The 26,508-nt window shown below is 70.3% G+C and carries 24 protein-coding genes and 2 tRNA genes; 13 read left to right on the top strand and 13 right to left on the bottom strand.

The window, feature by feature from the left end; genetic code table 11:
* Positions 1-204: 204 nt before the first annotated feature.
* The gene (locus tag GA0070624_RS35510) at positions 205-2,091 is read right to left on the bottom strand and encodes a hypothetical protein (RefSeq protein ID WP_245718642.1); all 1,887 of its coding nucleotides are present in this window, start codon (positions 2,089-2,091) and stop codon (positions 205-207) included.
* 135 nt (positions 2,092-2,226) lie between these two features.
* Between GA0070624_RS35510 and GA0070624_RS03405 the strand changes: the two genes are divergently transcribed.
* Both GA0070624_RS03405 and GA0070624_RS03400 read left to right on the top strand, forming a co-directional pair.
* Positions 2,227-2,317: transfer RNA gene (locus GA0070624_RS03405), tRNA-Ser, on the top strand.
* 36 nt (positions 2,318-2,353) lie between these two features.
* A tRNA-Arg gene (locus tag GA0070624_RS03400) sits at positions 2,354-2,426 on the top strand.
* Between the two features lie 77 nt (positions 2,427-2,503).
* Here GA0070624_RS03400 and GA0070624_RS03395 read toward each other — a convergent pair.
* The 6 genes from GA0070624_RS03395 to GA0070624_RS03375 form a co-directional block, all read right to left on the bottom strand.
* Complete coding sequence (locus GA0070624_RS03395; RefSeq protein WP_176731580.1) at positions 2,504-2,908, bottom strand: tyrosine-type recombinase/integrase; 405 nt, start codon at positions 2,906-2,908, stop codon at positions 2,504-2,506.
* Positions 2,909-3,367: 459 nt separating this feature from the next.
* Complete coding sequence (locus GA0070624_RS36735) at positions 3,368-3,622, bottom strand: zinc finger domain-containing protein (protein ID WP_425413485.1); 255 nt, start codon at positions 3,620-3,622, stop codon at positions 3,368-3,370.
* A 340-nt stretch (positions 3,623-3,962) separates the two neighbouring features.
* Positions 3,963-4,907: a hypothetical protein gene (locus tag GA0070624_RS03390; protein ID WP_176731579.1), complete on the bottom strand. Its 945-nt coding sequence runs from the start codon at positions 4,905-4,907 to the stop codon at positions 3,963-3,965.
* Positions 4,904-5,395: a hypothetical protein gene (locus tag GA0070624_RS03385; protein WP_091336579.1), complete on the bottom strand. Its 492-nt coding sequence runs from the start codon at positions 5,393-5,395 to the stop codon at positions 4,904-4,906. Before GA0070624_RS03385 ends, GA0070624_RS03390 begins: the two co-directional genes overlap by 4 nt.
* Before the next feature lie 3 nt (positions 5,396-5,398).
* Entirely contained in the window at positions 5,399-6,616 is a 1,218-nt protein-coding gene (locus tag GA0070624_RS03380) for a macrolide family glycosyltransferase (protein WP_091336577.1), read from the bottom strand.
* A gap of 519 nt (positions 6,617-7,135) precedes the next feature.
* The gene (locus GA0070624_RS03375; RefSeq protein WP_342672741.1) at positions 7,136-7,711 is read right to left on the bottom strand and encodes an NADPH-dependent FMN reductase; all 576 of its coding nucleotides are present in this window, start codon (positions 7,709-7,711) and stop codon (positions 7,136-7,138) included.
* Between the two features lie 131 nt (positions 7,712-7,842).
* Here GA0070624_RS03375 and GA0070624_RS03370 point away from each other — a divergent pair, with 131 nt between their 5' ends.
* Positions 7,843-8,841, top strand: a complete 999-nt coding sequence (locus tag GA0070624_RS03370) for a helix-turn-helix domain-containing protein (RefSeq protein WP_091336574.1) — start codon at positions 7,843-7,845, stop codon at positions 8,839-8,841.
* Positions 8,842-9,096: 255 nt separating this feature from the next.
* Here GA0070624_RS03370 and GA0070624_RS03365 read toward each other — a convergent pair whose 3' ends face one another.
* The 4 genes from GA0070624_RS03365 to GA0070624_RS03350 form a co-directional block, all read right to left on the bottom strand.
* Positions 9,097-10,209 (bottom strand): FUSC family protein, encoded by a 1,113-nt coding sequence (locus GA0070624_RS03365; RefSeq protein WP_091336572.1) that lies wholly within the window; start codon positions 10,207-10,209, stop codon positions 9,097-9,099.
* 374 nt (positions 10,210-10,583) lie between these two features.
* Positions 10,584-11,336, bottom strand: coding sequence for an NADPH-dependent F420 reductase (locus GA0070624_RS03360; RefSeq protein WP_245719116.1), 753 nt, complete (start codon positions 11,334-11,336; stop codon positions 10,584-10,586).
* 2 nt (positions 11,337-11,338) lie between these two features.
* On the bottom strand, positions 11,339-12,370 hold the full coding sequence (locus GA0070624_RS03355) for an LLM class flavin-dependent oxidoreductase (protein ID WP_091336570.1): 1,032 nt from the start codon (positions 12,368-12,370) through the stop codon (positions 11,339-11,341).
* Complete coding sequence (locus GA0070624_RS03350; RefSeq protein ID WP_091336568.1) at positions 12,363-13,412, bottom strand: LLM class flavin-dependent oxidoreductase; 1,050 nt, start codon at positions 13,410-13,412, stop codon at positions 12,363-12,365. Before GA0070624_RS03350 ends, GA0070624_RS03355 begins: the two co-directional genes overlap by 8 nt.
* Before the next feature lie 114 nt (positions 13,413-13,526).
* On the opposite strand from GA0070624_RS03350, the gene GA0070624_RS03345 reads away from it, so the two are divergent.
* The gene (locus GA0070624_RS03345) at positions 13,527-14,018 is read left to right on the top strand and encodes a MarR family winged helix-turn-helix transcriptional regulator (RefSeq protein ID WP_091336567.1); all 492 of its coding nucleotides are present in this window, start codon (positions 13,527-13,529) and stop codon (positions 14,016-14,018) included.
* 440 nt (positions 14,019-14,458) lie between these two features.
* Here GA0070624_RS03345 and GA0070624_RS03340 read toward each other — a convergent pair whose 3' ends face one another.
* Positions 14,459-14,944 (bottom strand): carboxymuconolactone decarboxylase family protein, encoded by a 486-nt coding sequence (locus GA0070624_RS03340; protein WP_091336565.1) that lies wholly within the window; start codon positions 14,942-14,944, stop codon positions 14,459-14,461.
* A 62-nt stretch (positions 14,945-15,006) separates the two neighbouring features.
* On the opposite strand from GA0070624_RS03340, the gene GA0070624_RS03335 reads away from it, so the two are divergent.
* Positions 15,007-16,053, top strand: a complete 1,047-nt coding sequence (locus tag GA0070624_RS03335; protein ID WP_281180944.1) for an RNA polymerase sigma-70 factor — start codon at positions 15,007-15,009, stop codon at positions 16,051-16,053.
* A gap of 169 nt (positions 16,054-16,222) precedes the next feature.
* Here GA0070624_RS03335 and GA0070624_RS03330 read toward each other — a convergent pair whose 3' ends face one another.
* The gene (locus GA0070624_RS03330; RefSeq protein ID WP_176731578.1) at positions 16,223-17,482 is read right to left on the bottom strand and encodes an acyltransferase family protein; all 1,260 of its coding nucleotides are present in this window, start codon (positions 17,480-17,482) and stop codon (positions 16,223-16,225) included.
* A gap of 308 nt (positions 17,483-17,790) precedes the next feature.
* Here GA0070624_RS03330 and GA0070624_RS03325 point away from each other — a divergent pair, with 308 nt between their 5' ends.
* The 8 genes from GA0070624_RS03325 to GA0070624_RS03290 all read left to right on the top strand — a co-directional run bounded on the left by GA0070624_RS03325 (position 17,791) and on the right by GA0070624_RS03290 (position 26,469).
* Positions 17,791-18,285: a MarR family winged helix-turn-helix transcriptional regulator gene (locus GA0070624_RS03325; RefSeq protein ID WP_091336558.1), complete on the top strand. Its 495-nt coding sequence runs from the start codon at positions 17,791-17,793 to the stop codon at positions 18,283-18,285.
* A 535-nt stretch (positions 18,286-18,820) separates the two neighbouring features.
* Positions 18,821-19,930 (top strand): TauD/TfdA family dioxygenase, encoded by a 1,110-nt coding sequence (locus GA0070624_RS03320; RefSeq protein ID WP_141714924.1) that lies wholly within the window; start codon positions 18,821-18,823, stop codon positions 19,928-19,930.
* Positions 19,931-19,946: 16 nt separating this feature from the next.
* Positions 19,947-21,521, top strand: a complete 1,575-nt coding sequence (locus tag GA0070624_RS03315) for an MFS transporter (protein WP_091336555.1) — start codon at positions 19,947-19,949, stop codon at positions 21,519-21,521.
* The gene (locus tag GA0070624_RS03310; protein ID WP_091336552.1) at positions 21,518-22,447 is read left to right on the top strand and encodes a ThiF family adenylyltransferase; all 930 of its coding nucleotides are present in this window, start codon (positions 21,518-21,520) and stop codon (positions 22,445-22,447) included. The genes GA0070624_RS03315 and GA0070624_RS03310 overlap by 4 nt, the downstream gene beginning before the upstream one ends.
* A gap of 60 nt (positions 22,448-22,507) precedes the next feature.
* A complete protein-coding gene (locus tag GA0070624_RS03305; protein WP_141714923.1) occupies positions 22,508-22,912 on the top strand; it encodes an SCP2 sterol-binding domain-containing protein in 405 nt (134 codons plus the stop codon).
* Positions 22,909-24,153 (top strand): acyl-CoA dehydrogenase family protein, encoded by a 1,245-nt coding sequence (locus tag GA0070624_RS03300; RefSeq protein ID WP_218105105.1) that lies wholly within the window; start codon positions 22,909-22,911, stop codon positions 24,151-24,153. Before GA0070624_RS03305 ends, GA0070624_RS03300 begins: the two co-directional genes overlap by 4 nt.
* A complete protein-coding gene (locus tag GA0070624_RS03295; RefSeq protein WP_091336547.1) occupies positions 24,140-25,084 on the top strand; it encodes a hypothetical protein in 945 nt (314 codons plus the stop codon). The genes GA0070624_RS03300 and GA0070624_RS03295 overlap by 14 nt, the downstream gene beginning before the upstream one ends.
* On the top strand, positions 25,081-26,469 hold the full coding sequence (locus GA0070624_RS03290) for an amidase (RefSeq protein ID WP_091336544.1): 1,389 nt from the start codon (positions 25,081-25,083) through the stop codon (positions 26,467-26,469). The genes GA0070624_RS03295 and GA0070624_RS03290 overlap by 4 nt, the downstream gene beginning before the upstream one ends.
* The last annotated feature ends 39 nt before the right edge of the window (positions 26,470-26,508 follow it).

Below are 26,508 nucleotides of genomic sequence, written 5' to 3'. Positions count from 1 at the left end.
GTGATCGACTCCCGCTGCCCACGCCGGGTGAGTGATCGACTCCGGATGCGGCATCTCGCCCTTTCCCGGCACGCCGGGTGCCCGAGATTCCGCATCTCGCGCTCTTCGTGCGCGCTGAGTGCCCGACATGCCGCACGTCGAGTCGATCATGCCCGCGATTCCACAGCGCCGGTCGCGTCAGCCAGGGCGCGGGCGCCCGGCCGGTCAGCGCAGGCGGGCCGGCCGGTAGACGCTGATGGCGCGGGCCGCCAGCCGCTCGGCGGCGGCCGAGTCGCCCGCCGCCGCCGCGAGCACCGCCGCCCCCGGCAGCAGCCGGGACGCCAGCCGCAGCCCCAGCCAGCCGCTGGCCTGCGCGGCCAGCGGCGTCGCCAGCCGCCAGGCGGCCTCCGCGGCCCGCGGCCAGGGCTGCTCCCCGGGTCCGTCAGCTGCCCGGGCCGCCTCCAGCCCCGCGCGGGCGCTGTCGGCGTCCGGGTGGACCTGGGTCAGCACCAGCAACTCCGTCGCCCGGTCCGGATGGCCCGGGTCGCGGCCGTACGCCGCCGCCAGGTGCAGGACCAGGTCGGCCTGGGTCCAGACCACCACCGCCAACTCGGCGACCGGCGCGAAGAGCCCGGCCAGCGCGGCGGTCGCCCCGCCCGCGCCGGCCAGCCGGACGAACCGCCGGGTGGCCAGCCGGGCCAGCCCGTCCGCGTCGGCATCCGGGTACGCGTCGAGCACCCGCTCGGTCCAGTCCCGGGCGCGCGGTCCGAGCGCCTCGACCGCCGCCAGGGCGAGCAACTCCGGCGCGAAGCCGGGATGGTCGAGGACGCGCGAGCCGATCGCCCGCCACTCCGCCCACGCCGAACGCGCCGACGCCGGCACGGCCGGTGTCGGCTGGTCCCGATCGGTCAGCGGCCGGCGGGTGGAAACAACCGCTGGCACGTCGGTCTCCGCCCGACCTTTGCCGGCTGGCCCGTCGGTCTCCGCCCGACCTTTGCCGGCTGGCTCGTCGGCGCCCGTCATGGCCGTCACCCCGCTCGCCAGCACCGGCTCGACCGTGCCGCTCGCCATCGGGCTCGGGGCCGCCGGGTCCGCGACCATCGGGCTCCGGGCCGCGGTGTCGGCGACCGTGCCGCTCGCGATCGGGCTCGGGACCGCCGGGTCTGCGACCGCGCCGGTGCGGGTGGCTTCGGCCGCGATGTCTTCGACCGGGGCGGTGCGGGTGGCTTCGGCCGCGATGTCTTCGACCGGGGCGGTGCGGGTGGCTTCGGCCGCGATCTCTTCGACCGGGACGGTGTGAGTGTTTGCCGCCGGGCTCTCCTGGGCCGGAGCCGTGGCAGTCGAGGCGGCTGCCTTCGGTGCGGGGGTCGCCTTCTTCGGCGTGGTGCTCCGCGTGGTGCTCTTCCTCGGCGCGGGGGCCTTCTTCGCCCGGCTGGTCCGCCCGGTGGGGGCCGCCGGTCCGGCTTCCGGTCCGGCGGCCGGCGCGGCCGCGGCGGCGCTGACCGGCCCGGTCGGCTCCGCGATGCCCGGTTTGGCCGCGGCAACCGACCCGACAGTGTCGGTGTGTTGGGGGTCACCAGGCTTGTTCGAGGCCGCGGACGGGGGCAGCCCGGCGCGCTTCCGGGCGGCGGGGGCTGCCTTCTTCGCGGCGGTGGCCGCCTTCGTGGCCGGAGCCTTCCGCTTCGGCTTCGGGCTCTTCTGACCCGTCTCGAGCCCCTGCTCACGCGGCTCGGGCACCGGTCCGCCGCTCATGGTCTGGCCGGCCGCCGTGGTGCCGCCCTCGCCGTTCGAGGGAATTGTCTCGGCGGCCGGGAGAGTTGTGCTGGGGGTGTCCGCCGACGCTGGACGAGGTTTCGGCGGGGCGGGCTCGGCCGGGGTCGGTCGGGGGGACGCCTGTCCGGGGTCGGGCGGCTGGAAGAGCACGGCCGGCGCGGCTTTGGCCCGCCGTGGGCGGTTCTGCCCGGTTCCGTCCTCTCCCTCGGGCTGCCGGACCGGTGGCGCGGCGGGATCCGGCGCGGCCGGCGGGGTGAAGGTGGCCTTCGGGGAGCGGCTCCGCCGGGTGCTGGCGGCGGGCTCGCGGTGGGGCGGATCGCTCGGCGGCTGCTCCTGCATATCGATGGAGCCTAGCCTCGGGCGTGACCTCGCACACGGTGGAAACGCAGCGGCCCCGGACCTTCCCCGGTAGTCGCTTTGCCGGGGGCGGGTACGGACCTGTATCCTCGGGCCCGGTGGTCTCCGGGCCACCAGGGAGACTTCGCCTAGTCTGGTCTATGGCGCCGCACTGCTAATGCGGTTGGGGTTTTAAAGCCCCTCCCGGGTTCGAATCCCGGAGTCTCCGCGCGAAAGCCGGGTGTGTAGACTTGGCCAAGCACCTGCGCCCGTAGCTCAACGGATAGAGCATCTGACTACGGATCAGAAGGTTAGGGGTTCGAGTCCCTTCGGGCGCGCAGCAGGTCAAGGGCCGATTTCCCGTCACGGGAGACCGGCCCTTGATCGTGTTGACCCCCACGGTTGACCCCTACGCCTACGCGTCGAAGAGGAAGCCGAGCCGGTCCACGGCGTCCTGCTGCACCCGCCGGGTGGCCTCCACGTAGATCGACTTGGTGACGGTCGGCGAGCTGTGTCCGAGCACGTCCTGAATCCGTTCGAGCGGCACGCCCTGGTCGTAAAGGAGCGTCGCGCACGAGTGGCGCAGATCGTGGACACGAATGCGGCGAACTGCCGCCCGCTCGCACAACTGCTCGAAATGCCGGTTGATATTGCGTGGCTCGACCGGGGTGCCGATCTTCGTCGTGAACAGTAGCCCGTGATCCTGCCAGCGGTCACCGGCCGCCTCCCGGTCCGTCCGTTGCAGTGCTCGATGACTACGGAGCACGTCGACCAGGCCGGGCGGCAGTGCAACGGCCCGCTCCGAGCCGTCCGTCTTCACCGGCCCGAACCGCAGTTGGCCGCCGGTGCGTTGCAGCGTCTGCCGAATGGGAGCACGTTGTCGAGAGGTCCACGTCGACCCACCGCAGCGCCAACGCCTCACCGGGGAGCTGGTCGAACATGCGTACGAGTCGGCCGGCTGCCGGCGTGGTGGTTCCCCCGGAGCCTCTGCGACCCCTCGGACCGGCTATTGCCGGCGGCCAGGGGCCTGCCGGGGTTACCCGCGCCGCATCCCCACCACGGCCTCGTCGCGAAGCGCGAATCCCCGACCCGTTGCAGCTGCCAGCTGATCGCCAGCTCCCCCGCGGCCAGATCAACGTCGTCCTCGGTGAGCCCGGGCACCTCACCCTTGCGGAGGCCGAGCATCAGGATCGCCCGCCGTCACGACCGTGGCGGCGTGGAGTCTGGCTACGTCCGCTTTGAGGGCTGACGGGAACGGCATCGGGGTTTCTGCGGGCCCCTATTTCGTGCGCTCAGGGTGCATGTCGCCCGGGGTCACGGGACGACCAGGGACGTTGACGCACAACTGTCCCGGCTCAGCACCGCACACAGGGCAGGAGCGGTACGACTCGACGGGCCCCGGATCGAGGCCATGCGCCTGGGCCGCTCGGACGATATCGTCGGCCGCGTGGTGTAGCTCAAGGTCCCGATGTCTCACGGCAGCCTTGTGGATTCGCTGGAGCGCGCTTCGCGCCAGCTCCCCTGGGTCAGTCATCCAACCGACCTTCCCGCTGCGCTCGCCGTCACACGCCCCCCTGTTTGCAGTGAGCCAATCGCCCAGCGCGTTTGCGTTCGTCGGTACCGGGCCCGCCAGCGGTTGTGGAACTCGCCAGACGCGTAGTCGTGCGTCTCCTCCGACGAGGAGATCCGGCCACCCGGCCGCTGCCACTCCCGGCGCTCGGCGTCACTTCGACCAGATCAAGGCCTCGTTCTGGAGCGGTAGCCCGTACGGCCGTCAGCCGCCCTTGAGTCATGATGCAGTCCGGCCGCTACCTCTGCCGGGCGGGCGCACAGCACGGCGACGGACCGGTTGCTGTGCGCCGTGCTCAAGCCGTTCATGGCAGCGGGCCGTCGGCATCAGCAGTTGTGCTGAGGCTGTCCCGGATCAGCGCGATCACGGTGTCGGCGGTCCGGTCGAGGTGACTGCGGCCATCTGGTAGCCGGGGCCCCGGGCTGATGTAGCTGAGCGGACCGACGTGGGTGGCCGGGTCGAGCCGGTGCATCGTGATCTTCCCTGCGCGGTCGGCCCGGTTCCATCCGCTCCCGCGGAACAGCCGCCACCGTTGCGGGAACATCCAGGTGCCGACTCGCTCAATCCGGTCGCCGGCACTGGTGAGCCGGTAGAGGTGCCGGGCGTGGCTGATGTCGTTGGCGCCGTTGTGGAACCCGCCGAGAGTGATCAGCCAGAGCGGGCAGCGCAGCTGGGACCACAGTTCCTCCACCGCGCCGGTGGCGACCTGGGCGCCGCCGCTGTAACTGAGCAGTACCACCGAGATACCGCTGTCAGGCCGGTAACCGGCGAGCCGGAGCTGACAGGCGATCTGGGAGCCGACGGCGCGGTTGTACAGGGGACGGTACCGGCGATCGGCGGCGACGAAGATCTGCATCACGTTGTGCAGGAACAGCACCAGCCCGATGTGGCGGCGCAGCCATATCCACACCGGCCGATCGGCGAGCGGAACAGCCAGCGGAGAGTAGGGCTGCACCTGGCCCAGCACCCTGAGCTCCGGCGCTCCGTCGATCAGGGACTTGACCAGTCGGCCGCCGTCGCGGGTGTCGTGGAAGCGGCGTTTCCCGATGCCGTCCAGATAGACCAGGTAGGCGTCCGGAGGGCGGTCCGGGTCCGCGCCCCGGGCGTAGGGCATGCCCGTGGGGCGTGCGATGGTGGGAGTCCGCCAGCCTGCGGCATAGGCCAGCACCTCGTAGCGGGCGAGCAGAGCTTCGGCGAGCAGGACCGGTCCGAGCCCGCCGAGCAGCAGCAGGAGCGCAAACTCGATCACGTGAGTGGCTCCGGTGCTCTTGTCGTATTGAGCCTCACGACCAGGCGGCGGACGCCCTCGACGGCGATGCCAAGCCCGAATCCCGCGACGGCTACGCAGCCGGCGGCATCCCACCAGCCGAGCCCGGCCACCGTGGCGAGCGCAGCGGCGAGGCCGGCGCCCACTCCCACCATGAGCACCAGGTGCAGCAGCGGCCCGAGCAGCGGGAACGCGAGGACTGCGGCAAGCAGCAGCGGGGCGGCGAGGCCTGGTGTCCAGACCAGCGGGGCCCCGTCGGACGGTGAGGTGAGCAGCACCAGCTCGGCAAGGGTCCACGCGGACAGCGGCCAGAGCGCGAATACCGCGCCGTCGATCACGGCGCCGGCCAGCATCAACCCGACCACCCTGGTGTGCGACACGCCGGACAGGCGTGCCACCACGGGCAGGAGACGCCCGGCGGCCTCGGACAGCCCGGCGAACAGCAGCAGGATGGCGACTACGGGGGACATCGGTCAGCCCTGCGGTGGCAGATCGGCAGAGCCTGGCTGAGTGATCGGGCCGGCCTGCTGCGCATAGCGTTCGAGTTCGTCGGCGGCGCGCAGATAGCCGCCTGCCTCACGCTGGGCGACCCGCAGGGTGCTCGCGGCGGCCCGGAATCGGGGCTCGTCGAGCAGGCGCTGGGCCAGGGCGCGCACGGCCTCCACGTTGACGTCCTCGGTGCGGATCGAGAGGCCGGCACCGAGTTCGACGATGCGGGAAGCCACCAATGGCTGGTCAGCGCCCTGCGGGACCACCAGCATCGGGACGCCGGCGTACAGGGCCTCGTTGACGCTGTTCACCCCGCCGTGGGTGATGAACAGCGCTGCGCGGGCCAGCACCTCCGGCTGCGGTACGGAACGGTGGGCGATCACGTTGGCCGGCAGCGGACCGAGCGCGGCGGGATCGGTGTGTCCGGTGGAGACGATCACGGTGCCACCCAGCGGGGCGAGCGCGTCGGCGAAGCTGCGCAGCAGCCGCGGGCCGACGTCGAACAGCGTGCCCATGGAGGCGTACAGCACCGGGTCCCGCAGTCGATCGACGGGGAACGACGAGTCGGCTGGGCGGGCGCCGATGCTCGGTCCGACGAACCGGTAGGACTGGTCGAAACTGTCGGCCTCGGGGTGGAGCGCCCGAGAGGTGTAGACCAGGTTGAGCGGCTGACGAATGTTCGCCAGGTCGATCAGAGGCATCGCACTTGTGTCGTACCGTCGGCGCAGCTCCCAACGCGACCTCAGGTACCCCCCGGCGTGGCGGGGCCGGGCCGCCGCCGCGGCGAGCAGCTCCCAGGAGCCGTGGGTGGGGCTGGGCATGTGCCGGTTGAACGCGAACGTGGTGAACGACGACGCTGCTGGCAGGTCGAGTTCCCGGGCGGCCACCGGCCCCCACGGGCAGACGGAGTCGTGCACGATCAGATCGGGCCGGGCGCCGCGCAGATCGGTGAGGACGGAGGGCAGCACGCGTACGGCGGCGTGCGCAAGCTGATCCATCAGCGTGACCGGCGTGCCGGAGAGCGGTTGGTCATCCCCGGAGTAGAGGAGGACTCGCGCGCCGGTGGCCGCGATCTCCTCGGCGTAGGCGGGCGTCGTGTGGTAGGTGACGGAGTGGCCACGACGAACAAGCTCGGTCACGACCGGCAGCGTCGGGTTGATGTGCCCGTGCATTGCGATGTTGAGGAACGCGACTGCGCTCATTGGCCGACCCCGGACAGGAGAGGAGTCAGTGCCCGGCAACATGTAACGATCATGATCCGCCCTTCTCGATCACAGCGTAGACGCTGCCGGATGGCAGAGTGTCGTGGACCAGGTACTCGCCTTGGTCGCGGGCAGGTTCGGGCGGGTCGAGCCGCACCGCGTACTGGTCCCGGACGAGACCGGTGACCTGAAGCCGGTTCGGTCCGCAAACCCGAACCTCCGCGGCGAGCCTCGGATGGCCTGCACAAGCGTCGTAAGGCAGCGCAACAGTTCGCCCCGCTCAGCGTGCCGATCTGTCCGTTTGGACATGATCGGCGGCGCTCCAGAGGGGTTCAGGGTTCAAATCCCCTCAGCTCCATCCACGGCAAAGACCGTCTCCCGTGGGCGGGAGACGGCCTTTTCGACCTTGTACAGCAGCTGAGCAGCAGATCAGCGAACTGCTCGCCGAGGCGCTTGAGCGCCTTCTCCCTCGCGATGCCGTTCACTCTCAGCCCTGGCTTACTCCTTGAGTGATCCCCTTCAGGCCGGGTACGGGACCGAGTTGCGTGCCGCACGCAGGGCGGCGGCCCACCAAGCGAGCTGGTCCAGCAGGGTTTTGGCATATCCGGGCGCCTCGGGGTCCAGCGGCCGACCGTCTTCCCACGCCGTGCGGTAGTTCGGGAAGGCCAGACCATCGCGGATAGTCACGGCGTGCAGTTCGGTGAGCACGTTCTCCAGGTGGAGGACAGCGTGGCGGCCGCCAGCTGCGCCGCCATAGCTGACGAAAGCGACGGGCTTGGCCGTCCACTGGGTGAAATGCCAGTCGATGGCGGCCTTCAGGGACGCGGGGTAGCTGTGGTTGTACTCCGGCGTCACCATGATGAACGCGTCCGCGTCCTCCAGGTGGGACGTCAAGGACGCCATTCCGTCGGGGCGCGGGTAAGAGTCGCCGGAGAACTTCGGTGAGACTGCCGGCAACGACAGCGGGATCTCGGCGTCGGCGAGATCGACGACGTCGATGTCGAACCCGCCGTGCTCGCGCGCTTGGTCGGCGACCCAGGAGGCGACGACGGGCCCGAACCGGCCCTCCCGGACGCTCCCGACGATGATGACCAACTTGTGCTTCTCACTCATGCACTCAACGGTCCATCGTTCGGACGATGGCAACCAGACCGGGCGTAGGCTGGCCCCCGTGGGGCCACCCTGCGGGGTTCGAGGCGCTGGGGACATCGCCCTAGACTCCGAACATGAGCACGCCGCTGGGCGACTTCATCCGTGCCAAGCGCGACAGCATCCAGCCAGAGTCGTTCGGGCTGCCTGATCGTGGCCGCCGCCGGTCCCCTGGACTACGACGCTCAGACCTCGCCACGCGTGCTGGGATCAGCGTCGAATACCTAACCCGCATCGAGCAAGGACGAGACCGCAACCCGTCCCCTGCCGTGGTCAACGCACTTGCGGACGCCTTGAGCCTCGATGCCGTCGAGCGCAATCACCTGCGCCACCTCGCCAAAATCACCGGCGGAGCGTGCGCAGGGCGCGGACGACCGGTGCCACCCAACCGCCATGTCCGGCCCACCGTGTTGGAGACCCTCCAACTTCTTGAGCCCGGCATCGCATTCGTCACCAACCGCCTGGGAGACGTGCTCGCACACACGAGTGAGTTCGAGCTGCTGATGCGTGGGATCGGGCTGCTCGAGAGCGAGACGCCGAACCTGACGCGCTACGTGTTCACCGATCCGCGCGCCCGGACATTCTTCCCCGACTGGGACCAGGTGGCCGACGAACGAGCCTTCGACCTGTGGCTCGGGCCGTCTGCGGAGACCTCCGAATGGTTCAGGGCCGAGCTCGCCCCCCTGGCCGGAAAGGAGTTCACCCGCCGACTCGACCGCCACCTGCCCCCACCGCACGTCCCGCTTCGGCTTAACCACCCCATCGCGGACGAGCTTCGGTGGCAGCGAGAGAAGCTCGAGTTGCCGAGAACCGACGCGCAGGAGCTGGTCGTTCTCCTGCCCGCCGATGACGCGACGGCGCGGGCCATCGAGCGGCTGCGCCGCCAACCCGACGAGCGAGCCTCGGCCGATGCCAGCAGCACAGCAGAGAAGTACAGCAACGCCAACAACCGAGCCGGCCGTCACGAGACGCCATCACCCCGTCTGACCTCGTACCGAGCCGCACCAGACGGCGTCGCCATCAGTTCGGGACGAAGAGGTCAAGCTCTGTCAGCGAGATCGGGCAGCCAGCGGTAGACCCAGGGCCCGGCTCCAGCAACCGACTCGCGTACAGCTGGTTTGCGGCATACCAACCCGGGTTGCTGGAGGTCGACCAACGACGAGCCGTGGCGGCATCGGGACGCCGGGTGAGCAGCCGTCGAGCACGGTTCTCGCAGGTGGGCCAGTCGCGGCCCTGAGTGTCGCGTCAACATATGTGTCCCGGCCTGGCGGAAGTGGTCAATGCCCGCGTGTGGGCCAAGCGGCCCCGCCGCAGGGGCAGCATCGAGGGTTCTAAGCGGAGCCCTCCTGCGCCGCCTCGCGCACCATCCGGTTGGCCGTGTCCGGCTCGTACCCGCTCGCTCGGAGCAGGTCACTCGCGGCCGTCCGGAGCTGGGTCACCATAGCGTCGGCGTACGACTTCAGGCCCTTTGCGCGGGCCCGGCCGGCCAAGCGTGCGGCGTCCAGAACCACCTGGCGTGTCTGCTCCGGTGGCTGGCCCTGCCGGGTCTCCTGGCGTAGTAGCCGGAGCGCCTCGGCGAGCCGCTCCACGGCGGCAATGAGTTCCTCTGGCACCGGCTCGTCGTACTCCAGGCTGGTGGCGGCCCAGCGGGCCAGTTCCCGGGACTCAACCGCCACCCGATCAAAGTGCTGGCTGCCCCGCTCGTAACGCTTCACATCGTGTCGGCGACGCCAGTGCGACGGCGAGATGGTCACCACCTCCTCGGCGCCAGCCAGGGCCTCGTGCATCCGGGCCAGGTCGGGCTCCATGCCGCGGAGTTGGTCGAGTGCCCGCTTCGCGCGGTCCGGGTCGCGCTGTCTGAGTGCGTGTGCGATCTCCCGAAGCTGCGCGTAGAGGGTCTCGACTATCGGCGCGCCGGTGTGGTCGAGAACGCGCATCGGGTTGATCGGCAGCAGCAACGCGACCACCCCCAACCCCACGACGCTGCCCACCGCGGCGTCGAGGATCCGGGGCAGCTCGAGGTCTCGGGTGGTGGGTGACAGCGTGGCGATCAGCACGGCGGTACTGCCGGCCTGGGCGACGAGCGCGCCGCTTCGTCCGGTCAGCAGCAGTGCGACGGTGATGGCCAGCGCCACCACCAAGCCGATCTGCCAGGGTCCGAACCCGATGACGAGCACCAGAAGATCGCTGACTAACAGGCCCAGCCCGACGCCGAGCATCAGTTCGAACGTACGTTTGGCGCGCTGCCCGAGGGCGGCGACGATCGTGCCGACTGCCGCGCTGGGCGCGAAGACCGGCGCTGGCCTGTCCAGCACCTCGTGCGCGATCACCCAGGACAGCGCAGCGGCAAGCCCGCACTGGACGGCGACGACCAGGATGAGCTCCAACTGTCGCAGCCGTAGCCTGCCGGCCTCACCGCCGCGGCGCCGGGCCCGCGCCGTCATGTCCTTAGCCTGTTCAGTAACGGTGTCGGGGCCAGGCCGGCCGTCTCGATCAGCGGCCATGACCGGGGTTACCCCGCTTGTCCCTCGCGAACCTCGGGTGGCCCAGCGCCTTCGTCACCACCTCGGACCGATGTCCCGGGGTACCGAATCGACGCCCACGGCTGATCGTCTACCCGCCCCGTATGGGATCGAAAGCCACTAACGCTCCCAAATGTGCCCCGCGGCCTTGCGGGCCGGCGACGTGATCTGGTCGGCGCTGCGCAAGGTGTAGCGCGGGCTTCTGGCCCTGCGCCCGCGAGTCCCCGTCAGATCCCCAACATGACCCGTCGACCTGTCCCTGCGGCTTCTGACCGGGACGTCCGCCCGGTGACGGGTCAGGCCGCCTCCGGCCTCCCGGCCCGCGCGTGGGCGACGGTCCGCCCGCGTTCCGACTCCGGAAAGCGGTCGAGCATGGCACGCACCTCGTCGGCGCTCACGTTGGCGCCGAACAACTCGCTGCCCGGTTCGAGCCGTACGCCCTCGGCGAGGGGACCGGCGACGACCGGGTCGAAGCCGAGCCGGTCCACAAGGGACGCGACGGCGGCGAGATCAGCGGCGTCGTCGCCGGCGATCGCGATGGCCTTGCGGCCGGCTGCGCCGTTCGGTCGCGCCTCGTCCTCGAGATCGTGGTATCCCATGTGGTTGAACGCCTTGACGACGCGGGAGCCGGGCAGGAAAGCCTGGACGGTCTCGCTCGACGAGGTGCGCGGGTCGGTGAGGTCGTCGCGGATGCCGTCGACCTCCCACCAGTAGTTCATGGCGTCGATGACGAGCTTGCCGCGCAACGCCTCGGCGGGAATGCTGCGGTACTTGCCGAGCGGGAGGGCGAGGATGACGACGTCGGCGCCGGCCACGGCGCCGGCCGCGGTGGTGGCGACAGCTCCGGGCGTGAGCACCTCGACGGTGAGGGCGATCCTCGCCGGGTCACCCGAACCGGCGATGAGCACCCGGTAGCCGGCGGCGAGGGCGAGCCGAGCGAGCACGGTGCCCACCTTGCCGGCACCGAGGATGCCGAGGGTCTGTAGCCCGTTGCGGGCGCTGTCGTTCATGTCTTCCTTCCGGGTGCCGACGGGGGCGTCCGTGGGCACGGTCAACTGGCCAGAATGTCGCGAACCATGGGGATCACCCGGGTGCCGTACAGTTCCACGGCGCGCATCCGGGCGCTCACCGGCTGCGCGCCGGCGGTGTAGATGAGGTCGAACCGGCCGACGCCGAGGCTACGGATCGCGCGGCCCATGCGGCGGGCCACGGTCTCGGGAGAGCCGATGTAGAGGGAACCGTGCGCCACCTCGGCGTCGAACTCCTCGCGACGGATCGGCGGCCATCCCCGCAGCGCGCCGATCCGGTCCCGCATGACGCGGTAGTGCGGCCAGAACAGTTCCTTCGCCTCCTCGTCGGTGTCGGCGATGAATCCTGGCGAGTGCATCCCGACCGGGTGCGCGGTCGTGCCGAACTGCTCGGCCGCCCGCCGGTACAGGTCGATGTAGGGCGCGAAACGCTCGGGAGCGCCGCCGATGATGGCGAGCATGAGCGGGAAACCGTAGTGGGCGGTACGCACGACCGACTGCGGCGAGCCGCCGACGCCCACCCAGGTGGTGAGGCGCCCCGATTCCGTCTTCGGGAAGACGTCGGCGTGCTCGAGTGGGGCACGCACGCTGCCGCTCCAGGTGACCGGCTTCTCGTCCAGCAGCTTCGCGAACAGCTCGATCTTCTCCTCGAACAGCACGTCGTAGTCGCGTAGGTCGTAGCCGAACAGGGGGAAGGACTCGGTGAACGAGCCGCGACCGAGGATGACCTCGGCCCGGCCGTTCGACAGCGCGTCCACCGTCGCGAAGCGCTGGAACACCCGGACCGGGTCGTCCGAGCTCAGCACGGTCACGCCGGACGCGAGCCGGATGCGCGAGGTACGGGTGGCGATCCCCGCCAGCACGGTCTCGGGCGTCGACACCGAGTACTCCGGCCGGTGGTGCTCGCCGAGGGCGATGACGTCGACGCCGAGATCGTCCGCCAGCACCGCCTCATCGACGACCTGCCGGATCGCCGCGGCATAGGACACGGGCTTGCCGGAGTCGTCCTCCGGCACGTCGCCGAAGGTGTCGAGGCCGAACACGAGGTCAGACATGGGTGGGCTCCTTCGCCAACAGCTCCCGGACACGCGGGGCGACCTCGCTGCCCAGCAGCTCGATCGTGCGTGCGCGTGCCTCGCGGGGCAGGTGCATGATGTCGTACTTGAGGTCGAAGCGGCTCAGCCGCAGATCCCGGGCCACCGTGGCGATCTTTCGCGCGACCGTCTCGGGTGACCCGACGAACAGCGCCCCGTGGTCGATCTCGGCCTCGTAGCGTCGACGGTCGGGCTTGTAGAACCCGCGTTCCTCGGCGAGCTGCGCGACGACCGGCTGCCAGTACCGCCACCAGGTCTCCACCGCCTCCTCGTCGGTGTCCGCGACGAGGCCGAGCGAGTGCTGCCCGATCGGCTGTACGGGGTGCCCGACCTGTTCGAGCGCCCGGAGGTAGAGGTCGACGTGGCCGGCGAACCGCTGCGGGCGTCCGCCGATGATCGCGAGCATGAGCGGGAGTCCGTAGCGGGCGGCGCGGATCACCGAGTTCGGGCTCCCGCCGACGCCGATCCAGGTCGGGATGCCTCCCGCCCGCATCCGCGGGTGCAGCCGCTGCGCGACCAGAGGGCTGCGTACCGTGCCCGACCAGGTGACCGATTCGTCCCGCTGGAGCCGTACGAAGAGGTCGAGCTTCTCCTCGAACAACCGCTCGTAGTCCGCCAGGTCGTAACCGAACAGGGGGAACGACTCGGTCGCCGAGGCGCGGCCGAGGACGATCTGGGCGCGGCCGTTCGAGACCGCGTCGAGGGTCGCGAACTCGTGGTAGAGCCGTACCGGATCGTTCGTGCTGAGCACCGTGACCGAGGTGCCGAGGCGGATCCGGTCGGTCGCTGTCGCCATCGCCGCGAGCAGCACGGGCGTGGCCGAGTCGGTGTGGCCCTCCCGGTAGTGCTCGCCCACGCTGAACACGTCGAGCCCGACGGACTCCGCGAGCCGCGCCTCGTCGACGAGCAGCCGCACGGTCTCGGCGTCGCTCAGGATCCGGTCGCCGTCGGTGGCCACCTCGCCGAACGAGTTGAGCCCCAGTTCGAAGCCCTCCGCTGTCATCGTCTCCTCCTCACGTTCGCTCCCAGGCGGGCGATCCGCGCCGGCGGGAGCCCTCGGCGATTGACATGTCAAACATGCTAGCCTGCTAATTGACATGTCAATCGGGAGAGGAAGATGACGAAGGCCACACCCGACCGGCGGAGGAGGCGGCAGCTGCCCACGGCGGAGGAGCTACGGATCTGGCGAGACTTCATCGAGACGACGGAGGCGCTCAGATCCCGGATCGCATCACGCCTCCAGATCGAGTCCTCGCTCTCGCCGGGCGACTACGCCGTCCTGCTCGCCCTCACCGAGGCGCCGGACCAGCAGCTGCGCTCCTCCGAACTGGCCACGCACATCGGCTGGGAGCGCAGCAGGCTCTCCCACCACCTCGGCCGGATGGAGCGGCGCGGGCTCATCCGCCGCCAGGAGTGCGCAACCGAGCCCCGAGGGGCGGAGGTCCACCTCACGCCGGCCGGGGCCGAGGCGTTCCGCGGATCCACCGTCCCGCACCTGCGCGCCATCCGCGAACTCTTCGTCGACGCGCTCACGCCGGACCAGCTCCGCGCGGCGGGCGAGATCGCCGCGGCGCTCCGCGTACACCTCGACGCGCGGCACAAGGAATGATCACCAGGGGGAGCGATGGCTCCGACCAGGCGCCGAGCGGACGGAATGACCGGCAGCGGGGTCGGGCAGCTGCTCGGCGACACCACGAAGATCAAATGAGCACCGCTGGCGTGGGGGAGAGGCCGGCTGTGCCTGCCGGGCCGCCGGGGCGTGATCGTCTTCGAGGTGGCCACCGCGCGGCGGGTCGGCGCGCAGCAGTGCCACAGCGGCGACCGCGGTTCGACGAGATCCGGGGCGCGGCGCGGACCTGGCACCCTTCGACGCCCCTCCGGACCCCTCCCAGAGCCGCGCATAATTCTCCACCCGGCTGGTGGTTATTGCTTGGCCAGCCAGGTCGCCAGTTTCAGCCACGCGTTCAGCGTCGCGTAGCCGCGCCGGACATGCGCGGGCCCGGCCCGGATCGAATGATCCTGGGCCGGGCCGGGGGATTCGCCTGCCGATCAGCTCGACATGCTGGCGAACATGCCGGGTTCGTAGGAGCCCCCCTGCTGGTGCACGATCACGGCGAGCCGGTTGGCCGCGTTGATCAGGGCGACCAGGGAGACCAGCGCGGCGATCTGGTCGTCGTCGTAGTGCTTGCGTACCTGGGCCCAGGTCTCGTCGGACACGCCGTGGTGGGCGTCGGCGAGCCGGGTGCCCTCTTCGGCGAGTGTCAGCGCGGCCCGCTCGGCCTCGGTGAACACGGTGGCCTCGCGCCAGGCGGCGACCAGGTTGAGCCGGACCGCGGTTTCGCCGGCGGCTGCGGCCTCCTTGGTGTGCATGTCGATGCACCAACCGCAGCCGTTGATCTGGCTGGCGCGCAGCGACACCAGCTCCTGCGTGGACTTCGGCAGCGGCGACTGGTGGATCACCATGCCGGCGTTCGCGAACCGCTTGAAGAACTTCATGGCGATCTCGTTGTCGAACATGTTGAATCGGGGGTCCATGATTCCGTCCTCCCTCGTGGTGTTGCACTGGACGAACACGAGATGCCGGCGATCAGGTCCCTGTGACAGCGCGGTCAGGTGACGCCCGCCACAACCTCTCGGTGTCACATAACGGCGGGGTCCGGCATCAGGTGGGTGACACAGTTGAGAGGGAACAGGAGTCACCGATGGTGGACACGTCCGAGACCGCAGCTGATGATCGTGGCAGGGGCGGCAGCCGCGACGACCGTCCGGATCCGGCGACCGAGGCGTTCCTCGCCCACCGCAACCTGCTGTTCACCGTCGCCTACGAGATGCTCGGCTCGGCCGCCGATGCGGAGGACGTCCTGCAGGAAACCTGGTTGCGCTGGGCGGGCGTCGATCTCGGCACGGTGCGCGATCAGCGTGCCTACCTGGTCCGGATCACCACCCGCCAGGCACTTGCCCGGCTGCGTACGCTCGGCCGCCGCAAGGAGTCCTACGTCGGCTCCTGGCTGCCCGAGCCGCTGCTCACCGCGCCTGACGTGGCCGAGGACGTAGCGTTGGCCGACAGCGTCTCGATGGCGATGCTGCTGGTGCTGGAGACACTCACGCCGACCGAGCGGGCGGTGTTCGTGCTGCGCGAGGTGTTCGACGTCGACTACGACGAGATCGCGGAAGCCGTCGACAAGAGCCCGGCCGCGGTCCGCCAGATCGCGCACCGGGCACGGGCACACGTCGCGGCGCGCCGACCGCGCGGGGTCGTTTCTCCGGCCGAGGCCCGAGACGCGCTCGAGGCGTTCCAGCGGGCGGTCGAAACGGGCGATCTGCAGCGCCTGCTCGACATCCTCGCCCCGGATGTCGTCTTCCTGGGTGACGGTGGCGGTGTCAAGCAGGCCGTCCTGCGGCCCATCGTGGGGGCCGACAAGGTGGCCCGCCTGCTGGCTGCCGGGCTGGGCAGGGTCGCCGACAAGCTGTCGCTGCGGCCGGCACAGGTCAATGGTTACCCGGCGCTGGTTCTCCGGCTCGACGGCGAGCTCGACACGGTCGTGGCCGTGCGCATCGACGACGGCGTCATCACCGGGCTCTACGCCGTGCGCAATCCCGAAAAGCTGTCGCACATGGAGCGGGCAACCGTCCTGAGCCGCTGAGTCCGGGGCCCCTCGGAAACGAACAACACAACCGGCATCCACCTGCACGTCGCTGCTGGCGACGGCGTAGCAAAGGTCTGTCTCACGATGCCGCGCGTGCCCCTGCCGGCTCTAATCAGTCACGACACCGACGGGGCATTCACGGGCCACAATGCGATGCCGCGACTCATCAGGAGGCCGCGATCCGGTGGGTCATCGCGGCCGCCACGGGCTGCGGAGCTGGCCGAGCCGGATCATCGCCGGGCTGCGCCGGCACCGCGCCCTGCCCGGTGCCGGGACCGCCGGCCAGAGTGCCGCGGCCCGCGGAGGTCCGGCGGCGTCCGCCGGTGAGCAGTCGCATCATCGGCAGTTCCACGGCGTGGTGCAGGATCATCGCGGCGACGAGTGCCATGCAGAACGTGGCCAGGACCAGAACCCCGGCGGCCACCGTGGGACGATGGGGCTCGTCGTCGCCGAACGTGTGCCGCACGGCGTACAGGCAGATCTCGTGGACCATGTAAAAGGCGAAGGAGACCTCGCCCAGGTAGACCAGGCGCGGCGTCCGCCAGATCGATCGTGACTGCCGCACGTCGGCCAGGGCGCACGCCGGGAGCAGCAGCGAGTAGCCGAGCACGGTGCAGGCGGCGTCGCGGACCAGCCCGTACTGCTCCGGCAGGTACGCCGCGACGGTCATCCCGGCGAGAACCACCAGGATGCTGACCGTCATGCCGGGTCCGCGCCACCGGCCGCCCCGCACCAACAGCGCGAGGCACATGCCGAGCAGGAACTCGATCATCCGGACCGGCGGCAGGTGGTACACGATGAAGTGCTCGGACCAGCCGAACGGCTCGTGGAACACCTTGATGCCGAACGGAAGAACCACGATGAAGAGCGCCGACGTCCCCGCGATGACCCACCAGGCGACCGGCCGGACCCGCCGCAGCCCGGCGTAGAGCAGCGGAAAGCACAGGTAGAAGAACGCCTCGCAGCTCAGCGACCACGACGGAGCGTTGAACGAGTACCAGACGTCGCCCCGCCCGGGCACCCAGGAGTGCAGCAGCGTGAGGTTGTAGAACATCCGCTCGAAATCGACGACCTCCATGCCCCGCCACGACAGTAGGAGGCAGGCGACCAGAAACGTCACGAAGTGGTTCGGGTAGATCTTGGAGAACCGGCGCCACCAGAATCGGCTAGTGGTGTCCGTCGGCCGCACGGACCAGGCCAACACGAAGCCCGACAGGATGTAGAAGAACGACACCCCGGACCGCCCTGCGGCCATGATCGAGTTCAACGCCTGCTGGGCGCGGCTGTCGGCGACGAAGAAGTTGCTCTCGCTCTGGATGTGCAAGCAGAAGATCATCAGCGCTGCGATCCACCGCAGCCCGGTCAGCGAGTCCAGGCGAGCCGCCGCAGACGGGGTGCTGCGGATCGTGGTGGAGGCGCTCGTCATCATCGTCCTTCGCGGCGGCGGTCGACAGGCCCGGCATCACGACGCCGGCGCGGAGATGCGCATCATAGCCGCACGTGAACGGCGTTCAGCTGTCCCGCCTCACGCGGGTGAACAGTGGCCGGTCCGACAGTGTGGCGCAGGACCATGACGTGCGAGCTACCAGCTGGTTCCAGCGGTCCAGGTGCCGGCAGGGGGTGCCGCGAGTGTCGCGCGTGTACCAGGCGTGGGACAGTGACATTGAGATCAGGTGCCGCCGGCTGCCGCCGCCGAGCACCGACCGGCGGGCGGTTGCCAGGAAGGATCCGGTTGTGGGCACGACGAGCAAGGCCGACGCGGCGCGGCAGCGCGAGATCAACGATCGCGTCAGCACCCTGCTCCAGCACGCGGCGTCGATGATGGTCGCTCGGAAGGCGGAGGCCCTGGCGCCGTTCGACCTGACGGTGACCCAGTACACGGCCATGCTCATGCTCCGCTGCAACCCCGGGACCTCGAGCGCCCAGCTCGCCCGGCTGTGCCGGGTCACGCCCCAGTCGATGAGTGTGGTCACCGCTGCCCTGGAACAGCGCGGTCTCGCCGACCGGGCGCCGGTGGCGATCCACGCCCGGGTCCTGGCGCTGACGCTGACCCGGAAGGGCAACGCCCTGCTGAACAAGGCCGATCTCGCCGCCCGGAGCGTCGATGCGCGGTACGAGGCGGAGTTCACCGAGGATGAGTTGGCCAACCTGCGGACCCTGCTGGAACGCGCCCGCCTCGCCCTCGAGGACCCCGCAGGAGCGCCCGGGGCCGGCCGCGCCGACACCTGAACCGTGGCACTCTCGTGGGTGACGCACCGCTGTTATCCGCGTCACTTTCGGCGGGCTAATTCTCGCGGCAGATTCACCGCTCATTGTCTCGCGCGCCTCTCGATCGGCGGTGCCGACGGCGTACGTCACCGGAGTGGCACGCCACACGCAGGTAACAAGTTCGTTGAATTCACCGGCCGCCGGCGCGTGCCCCGGTCATCCGTCCGCGCGCCGCTCGGCCCCCGGTCCGGTCGTCCTGACCTGCGGCGCAGCGGCGATCGATGCGTTCACCCGGGCAGCGCGTAACCCACTGCTCGTCCGCGTCGCAAATTTTGACAACGCATTTATGTCGACCACGGTCCCGGGCTCGGCGACCGTGCGGAAAAGTGCCTATTGGCGTGTCGCCTAACCGGGGGTCAGCATCCCGTTCACGCATCGCCGCCGGGATGTCAGCGACCGGACATGGCGTTTGGCTGGAACTCGCACACCATTGATGTAGAGTGATCGACGATCAGATGCCTGAGACATGTCAGGTGACTGACACGGGGGAGGATCTGTGTCTGTGGACCAGGCGGCCACGGTGACGGACGACGAAGGTCGCGCGTGGCCCATCAGGGAGGCCGGCGCGTCGGCGCTCGTGCTGAGCGAAGAGGACAGCGAGTGTCTGCGCGCGGTGGCGCTGGGCGTAGCCGCACGGCATGCGAGCCGGCCTTCGGGCCTGCACCTGGACGACAGCGACCTGATGGTCGACTGCAAGTTGCGGATGCTGCGGGACGGACCCGAGTCGCTGGTGCAGGCCCTGACCGAGTTCCGCTACCGCAGCAACCCGGACGGCGCGCTCCTGCTGCGCAACCTGCCGATCGACGACGCCCTGCCGCCGACCCCGGAGCAGGGGAACTTCGACGGGGACTGGCAGCGGCTGAAGGTCGCCTCGATGACCCAGTTGGCGGTGATGAACATCCTCGGTGACGTCATTTCCTACGCCGATGAGAAGGCTGGGCGCATCATTCAGGACGTGGTGCCGGTGGCCGGTGCGGAGAAGCGGCAGGAAAACACTGGTAGCTGCTTTCTCGAATTGCACACGGAGGACGGCTTCCACCCGCAACGGCCCCGGTTCATCAGTCTGCTCGCCCTGCGGCCGGACCATGAACGGGTGGCGTTGACCCTGGCCAGCGGCATCCGGCGATCGCTCGCCTGCCTCGACGGCGGCACCAGGGAAGTGCTGGCTCGGCCCATCTACCGGATCCGGCTGTCCAGCTCATTCGTCGGTGATCGCGAAGATGTCTACGCCGGACCGGTGCCGGTGCTGACCGGATCGCTCTCCGACCCTGACCTCTGCGTCGACTTCCACGCCATGACCTCGGACGATCCCGAGGGCCGGCGCGCGATCGACAGCCTGCGCCGAGCGATTCTGACCAACCTGGTCGGCCACGTCCTGGCAGCCGGAGACCTGCTCATCGTGGACAACGACAAGGCGGTCCACGGGCGTACCGGTTTCACCGCCCGCTACGACGGCCAGGACCGCTGGCTCCGACGCTCCTTCGCGGTTCCCGACCTGCGCCGCTCGACCGCCGACCGGATGCCGCGCTCGCACGTGCACCGGCGGATCTTCACGCCCGGGACCGACCACGCGGTCCATCGGCGTCCCATGTTCAGCTACGAGTAGACAAGGAAATTCCAGAATGACGACGAGGTCGGAACGGCGCGATCTGTTGCTCGTGGTCGTCGGCGCCTGCTTCCTCATAGTGATGATGGACAACACCATCCTCAACGTGGCGTTGCAGGCGATTCAGCGGGACCTGCTGGCCAACAACTCCCAACTCCAGTGGGCGGTCGACTCCTACATCCTCGTGTACGCCTCCCTCATGTTCACCGCCGGCGTGATCGCCGACCGATGGGGGCGACGACGCACTCTCGCCGTCGGCCTCGCGGTGTTCGCCGTCGCCTCGGCGTTCTCCGCGTTCGCGGACAGTCCTGACTCCCTCATCCTGTGGCGTGCGGTGATGGGAGTCGGTGGCGCGGTCGTGCCGCCGACGACCCTGGCGATCATCAAGCACGCCGTTCCCGAGGAGGAGCAGGGCAGGGCCATGGGTGTCTGGGCGGCCCTCGGCGGGCTGTCCGTGGCCTTCGGCCCCATCCTCGGCGGCGCGCTGCTGGAGCGGTTCTGGTGGGGTTCGGTCTTCCTGATCAATGTGCCGGTGGCGATCGCCTGCCTGGTGCTGCTGTTCGTGGTCGCCCGGGAGTCCCGATCCGCCTCGCGATTCCACCTCGACCTACCGGGCCTGCTGCTGTCCACGGCCGCGATCGCCGCGGTCGTCTACGGGGTGATCCGGGCCGGCGAGGACAACGACTGGTTCGCGCCGGCCTCCGCCGGAATGATCGCACTCGGCATCGTCCTGGCGGTGGTGCTGGTGGTGGTCGAGCGGCGGACCGCTCACCCGGTGCTCGACGTGAGCCTGTTCCGTAGTGCCCCGTTCGCCGGGGGGACCACCGCGGTGGCACTGGCCTTCTTCGCCCTCACCGGCGGGACCTTCCTGCTGGTCTTCTACGTGCAGCTGGTTCTCGGTCACACCCCGCTGCAGCTGGGTCTGATCCTGCTGCCGGTCGCGGTCGGCAGCGTCCTGTCGGCCGTGACGAGCGCCGGGGTTGTCAAGAGGTACGGTTTCCGGCTCACCGTGAGTCTCGGGCTGGCGCTCCTGGCGGTCTCGTTCGGTGGCCTGCTGTTCGCCACGGCCACCTCGCCGCTGTGGCAGCTCGAAGTGAGCCTCTTCGTCGCCGGCCTGGGGATGGGCTTCGTGATGGGGGCCACGACGACCCTGGCGATGTCCGCGGTGCCCACGCAGAAGGCCGGCGTCGGCGGGGCGGTGAACAACACCGTACGGCAGGTCGGTGCGGCGCTGGGGGTGGCCGTGCTGGGCTCGGTGCTGTCGATGGCCTACCGCAGCCGCGCTGCCGACGTACTCGACGTCCTGCCCGACCCGCAGCGCGAGCGGGCCGGGGACTCCCTGGGAGCGACGTTGCTGGTCCTCAGCGAGGCTCGTCCGGCCGGCGGGTCCTCGGGTGCCGACAAGCTGGTTTTGGTCGACAAGGCCAAGGAGGCCTTCGTCGGGGCGATGCACGTCACGCTCGGGGTCGGCATCGGGGTGCTGCTGTTCGGCGCGCTGATCGCGCTCGTCTGGGTGCCCTCGCGGCTCGCCCCGAGTCCCGTACGCGACGACCTGCTTGCCGACACCGCTCTCTCCGGGGAGACGCGATGACTCGATCCGTGGTCGACCAGGACGTCACGTCGCCCCGGGCGGCGCGGGCGCTGCCCCCGGAGGAGTTCCACCAGATCTTCGTCGCCCGCAACCGCGGGGTCGTCAGCACCGAGGACCAGGCCCGGATCGCCGCGGCCAAGATCCTCGTCGCCGGCTGCGGGTCGATCGGTGGATCCGCGGTCGAACCCCTGGTACGACTGGGGTTCCGGCGGCTGGTGCTCGCCGATCCGGGCAGCTACGAACTCACCAACCTGAACCGGCAGAACGCCACGGTCGACGACCTCGGACGGAACAAGGCCGCCGTGGCGGCCGAGCGGGCCCGAGCGATCAACCCGCACGTCGAGGTCGAGCCGGTCGAGCAGGGGGTCACCGAGCAGACGGTGGACGGGCTGCTCGCCGGCGTCGACGTGGTGATCGACGGGGTCGACGTCACCACGCGGTCGGGGCTGGCGGCCAAGGGCCTGCTGCACGACCGGGTACGTGACCGACGGCTGCCGCTGATGACCGGCTGGGACCTGTCCGGCACCCAGCATGTGCGCGTCTACGACTACCGCCATGAACGGCAACTCTTCGGCGGCGCGGTGACCCGGCAGCAGCTGAACGAAATGCCGATGTGGACTCTGCTCGCCCGGCTGGTTCCCGCCCGCACGGTCCCGCGGGATCTGATCGGCCTCATCCGGCGCGGCCTGGAGCAGGACGGGTTCACCTTCCCGCAGCTGGTGCAGGCGGCCGACATGTTCGGAGTCATCGCCGCGACGCTCACGGCCCGCCTGGTGACCGGCCGGCCCGTGCCGCCATCGGCGACCGTCGACGTGCACGGTCTCACTGCGCCGCTGCACCAGCGGCTGCGGGACAGGGTCCGCCAACCGCTGGAGGTGGCCAGCCTGCTGCTCGACGTGACCCGCGCATCCCGCCGCGAACGCTGACCGTTCGCCGTCACCTGCTTTCCACGTACGTCCGTCAAACGATCATCGGGGAGGTCTGTCGTGCCCACGTACCCAGATTCGCGTACCGCCTATGCGGTGTTCGGCGAACTGTTCAAGATCCTCGCAGCCGACGAGCAGTTCACCGAGCGGCTGCGCAGCGCGGACCTGACCGTCCGCATGGTGCACACCAAGCCGGACTGCGTCATCCACGTCACGCCCGACCAGGTCCGTTTCGGCGACGACGCGCCGGAGGACGCGGCGGTCGTCATCAAGATGAGCTGTGACACCGCGCACCGGCTGTGGTCGGGCACGTTGCTCATGCCGGCAGCCGTCGCGCTGGGCAAGGTGCGGATCAAGGGCAAGGTCGCGAAGGTCCTCGAGCTGGTGCCGATCCTCCAGCCGGCCTTCGACCGGTACCCGCAGCTCGTCGCCGAGCAGGGCCTGGTGGATGGAGCGGCGAAATGACGGCGACCGGCATCGAGATGGACCTGTCCGCCGAGGCGGACCTCAACTTCGAGTGCATCCCCCGGTCGGTCCAGCGATTCCTCGACGAGGTACGCGAGTTCGCCAAGGACGTCCTCGCGCCCCGGGCGGTGCAGCTCGACCAGCAGGCGGCCGAGGACTTCGACTGGGAGGTCATCCAGGCGGGACACGAGCTCGGGTTGACCCGGGCTATGCTGCCCCGCGAGCTTGGCGGCCTGGGAGTCGGCGTGCTCGGGGTCGCGATGGCCATGGAGGAGTTGGCCGCGGCCGACCCGGGCATCGCCCTGGCGTTCGGGGCCACGATGCTCGGCCAGACCCCGGTCCTGCTCACCGGTGACCCCGACCTGCAGGAGCGCTACTTGGCGCAGTTCGCCGGTCCGCGCGCGGTCCTCGCCTGCAACGCGGTCGCCGAGGAGGACGCCGGTAGCGACCTCGTCATCCCGCAGCACTTTCCGGACGCTCGGATGCGCACCACCGTGCGTCGGGACGGGGACGGCTATCTGCTCAACGGGCACAAGCGGTTCATCACCAACGGCGCCGTGGCGGCCTTCGCCGCCGTCTACGCCAACCTGGAGCCGCATCCGGGCGCAACCGGCCTGACCTGTGTGATCGTTCCGCTGGACGCGCCCGGGGTACGGCGCGGCGACGTCCTGGACAAGATGGGCTACCGCAACTGCCTCGGCAGCGAGCTGTGGTTCGAGAACGTCCGGATCCCGGCACACGACCTGGTCGGTGGCGAATGTCAGGGCACCTCGATCAACGTTGCGCAGGGGAACATGGCCCGCTCCTCCGTCGCCGCGATCTCGACCGGCATCGCTCGGCACGCGCTGGGCATGGCCGTCCGGTGGGCCGGTGAACGGACACAGGGCGGCAAGGTGCTGCGCGACCACCAGATGACCGCCCGCCGGCTGGCCGACATGGCCGTGAACGTGGACGCCGCGCGCCTGCTGTACCAGCGTGCCGCCGTCAAGGTCGACACTCAGCTGCCCGCGCCGGAGCGGGAGCCGGCGATGGCGAAGCTGTTCGCCGACCGGGTGGCCATCGACGCCGCGAGCACGGCGGTGGCGCTGATGGGGTCCAGGGGATACCTGCGGTCGTATGGCCTGGAGAAGGTCCTCCGGGACTCGTTCGGCACCCGGATCTTCGAGGGCACTCCCGAGGCGCTGGCACTGGCGATCACCGATTGCCTCTACCGGAACGACGATGACGATGACGACCTCTGAGCTGATCGCCCCGCCCGACGACCAGCACCGGGCCGCGACACTGGACACCGCGTACGCTCGCGCGCTGGTCGCCCTGCACCGTTCGCTGCGCTACCCGGAGCTGCCGTCCACGGTCGGGGCTGGCGCGGTGAGCCGCGTCGAGCAGTTGGGCGACGGGCTGACGACCATCGCGTTCAGTCCGGACGCCGTGGGACAACGTCACCTGCAAGCCGTCTTCGGGTTCCGGCTGGCCGAGTTCGTCGACCTGGCGATGATGAGTTCGCGGCTGGCCCGGGAGACGGCCCTGCTGGCCGAGCCGCCGGACGCCACGGTCGTGCACACCGTCTGTCTCGACGCCGAGGGCCGGATCCTCGGCTACGTCGGTCTGCTCGGCTCGCGTGACGTGATCCCGCGGCGGCTGGACGACCCCGCGCGCAGCCGGTATCCGGTCGAGTCCGCACACGGAGTGGACCTCCTCACCCCGTTCGCCGACCAGGCGCCGACCACGCACCAGGTGTTCGAGATCAAGCGCTTCGTGCGTGCCGGCGACGTGCCCGCCGGACAGACCAGGGACCGGGTCCCCTGGCACCTGATCCTCGCGCTGGGCCGGTCGGTGCTGACGATGGGCCGGCCCCTGCTGATCGGCGACAGCCGGGAGAACGGCGCACTGCGCCATCTGCGACTGGTCGGCTTCGATCCGTTGGTCATCCCCGACACCAAGCCGGCGCTGCCGCGCACCTCGCTGATGTGGTCGAGTTACCTCGTTCCCGATCCGGCGGTGCCGTTCGCCAGCCTGGTGCCCGACGACCTGGCCAGCTATCTGGACGCCATCGAGGAAGGGCTCGCCGGTGACCACGACCCGACCTGGCAGCGGCGCCTGCTCGCCCGGCTGTCCGCAGTCCGCCGGGAACGTCCCCGGGTTGGTCCGGGGCCGGGAGAGGAGGCCTCATGACCGCCCTGCACCAGCTGTCGGCGCTGGAGTGTGCCGGGCTGATCCGCGTCGGATCGGTGACCTCCGTCGAGGTGACCGAGCACTACCTGCACCGGATCCGCCGGCTGGACCGTCGACTGGGCGCGTTCGTCGTGGTGACCGAGGAGCTCGCCCTCCGTCAGGCCCGGCAGGCCGACGAGATCCTGCGCGCGGTGGGTCCGGACGGGGTCGGTGCCCTGCATGGTGTGCCGATCGCGCTCAAGGACAACCTCGACGTCGAGGACGTGGTGACCGGTTGGGGCTGCGCCGACCGGACCGACGAGGCCATCGGGGACGACAACGTCGTGGTCCGGCTGCGTCAGGCGCACCTGCCAATCATCGGCAAGACCCAGCTGCCGGAGTTCGCGCTGCCCTGCTACACGGAGAACCTCCTGGGCGGGGACACCGCCAACCCGTGGCGGTCCGAATTCTCGCCTGGGGGCTCCAGCGGCGGGTCGGCGGCGGCGGTCAGCGCGGGTCTCGCGCCACTGGCCCTGGGCACCGACGCGGGCGGCTCCGTACGGATCCCCGCCTCCTGCTGCGGTGTCGTGGGCCTGCGTCCCAGCAACGGCGCGGTGAGCAACGGTCCGTCGGACCCGTCTCCCAACGGCCTGTCGGTGCCGGGCGTGCTGACCCGTGACGCCCTCGACGCGGGCGCACTGCTGGACGTGATCTCCGATCCCATGCCGGGGGACCCGACCGCCGCACGCGCGTACCGGGAACCGCGCGGGCGGTTACGGATCGGGCTGGCGGTGGACCCTATGGTGCCGGACCTGGCGGTGGCGGACGAGTGCCGGGCGGCGGCGGAGAAGCTGGCCGCGGGCCTCCAGGAGTCGGGCCACGAGCTGGTCCCGGTGGACCTCGGCAAGGACGTCGCGGTGGCCGACGCGTTCCGCGACGCCTGGTCGGTCGTCGCCGCCTCCTTCGAGGTCGACGACGAGGAGGCCCTGGCCCCGTTCACCCGGTGGCTGCGTGACCAGGGGCGGGCGGTGAGCGGGGTACGCCTGCACGAGTGCCTGACCATGTTCCGAGGGGTCGCTCGCATGCTGGAGGAGATGGTCTTCGGCATGGTCGACATGCTGGTCACCCCGACGCTCGGCATGCTGCCGCAACGGCGCGGGATGTTCCGCCTCCATCGCGACGAGGAGGAGAACTTCGCCGCCATGACGCGCTTCATGCCGTTCACTCCGATGTACAACATCGCCGGCATGCCGGCCGCCAGCGTCCCCGTCGAGGTGGTCGACGGCCTGCCGGTGGGTGCGATGCTGGGCGGACCGTACGGCAGCGAGCGGCGGATCCTGCACGAGGTCGCCATGATCCAGTCCCGGGCGGGCGGCGCCGTCGGGCTGGCCCCGGGGTGGGCGTGATGAGCGCCGTGGCCTCCGCGGCGGTGCTGCTGCACGGGT

Source organism: Micromonospora rhizosphaerae, from assembly GCF_900091465.1.
Classification (GTDB): domain Bacteria; phylum Actinomycetota; class Actinomycetes; order Mycobacteriales; family Micromonosporaceae; genus Micromonospora; species Micromonospora rhizosphaerae.
The sequence above is the reverse complement of the archived record's forward strand: the minus strand, read 5'-3'. Positions and strand labels throughout refer to the sequence as shown.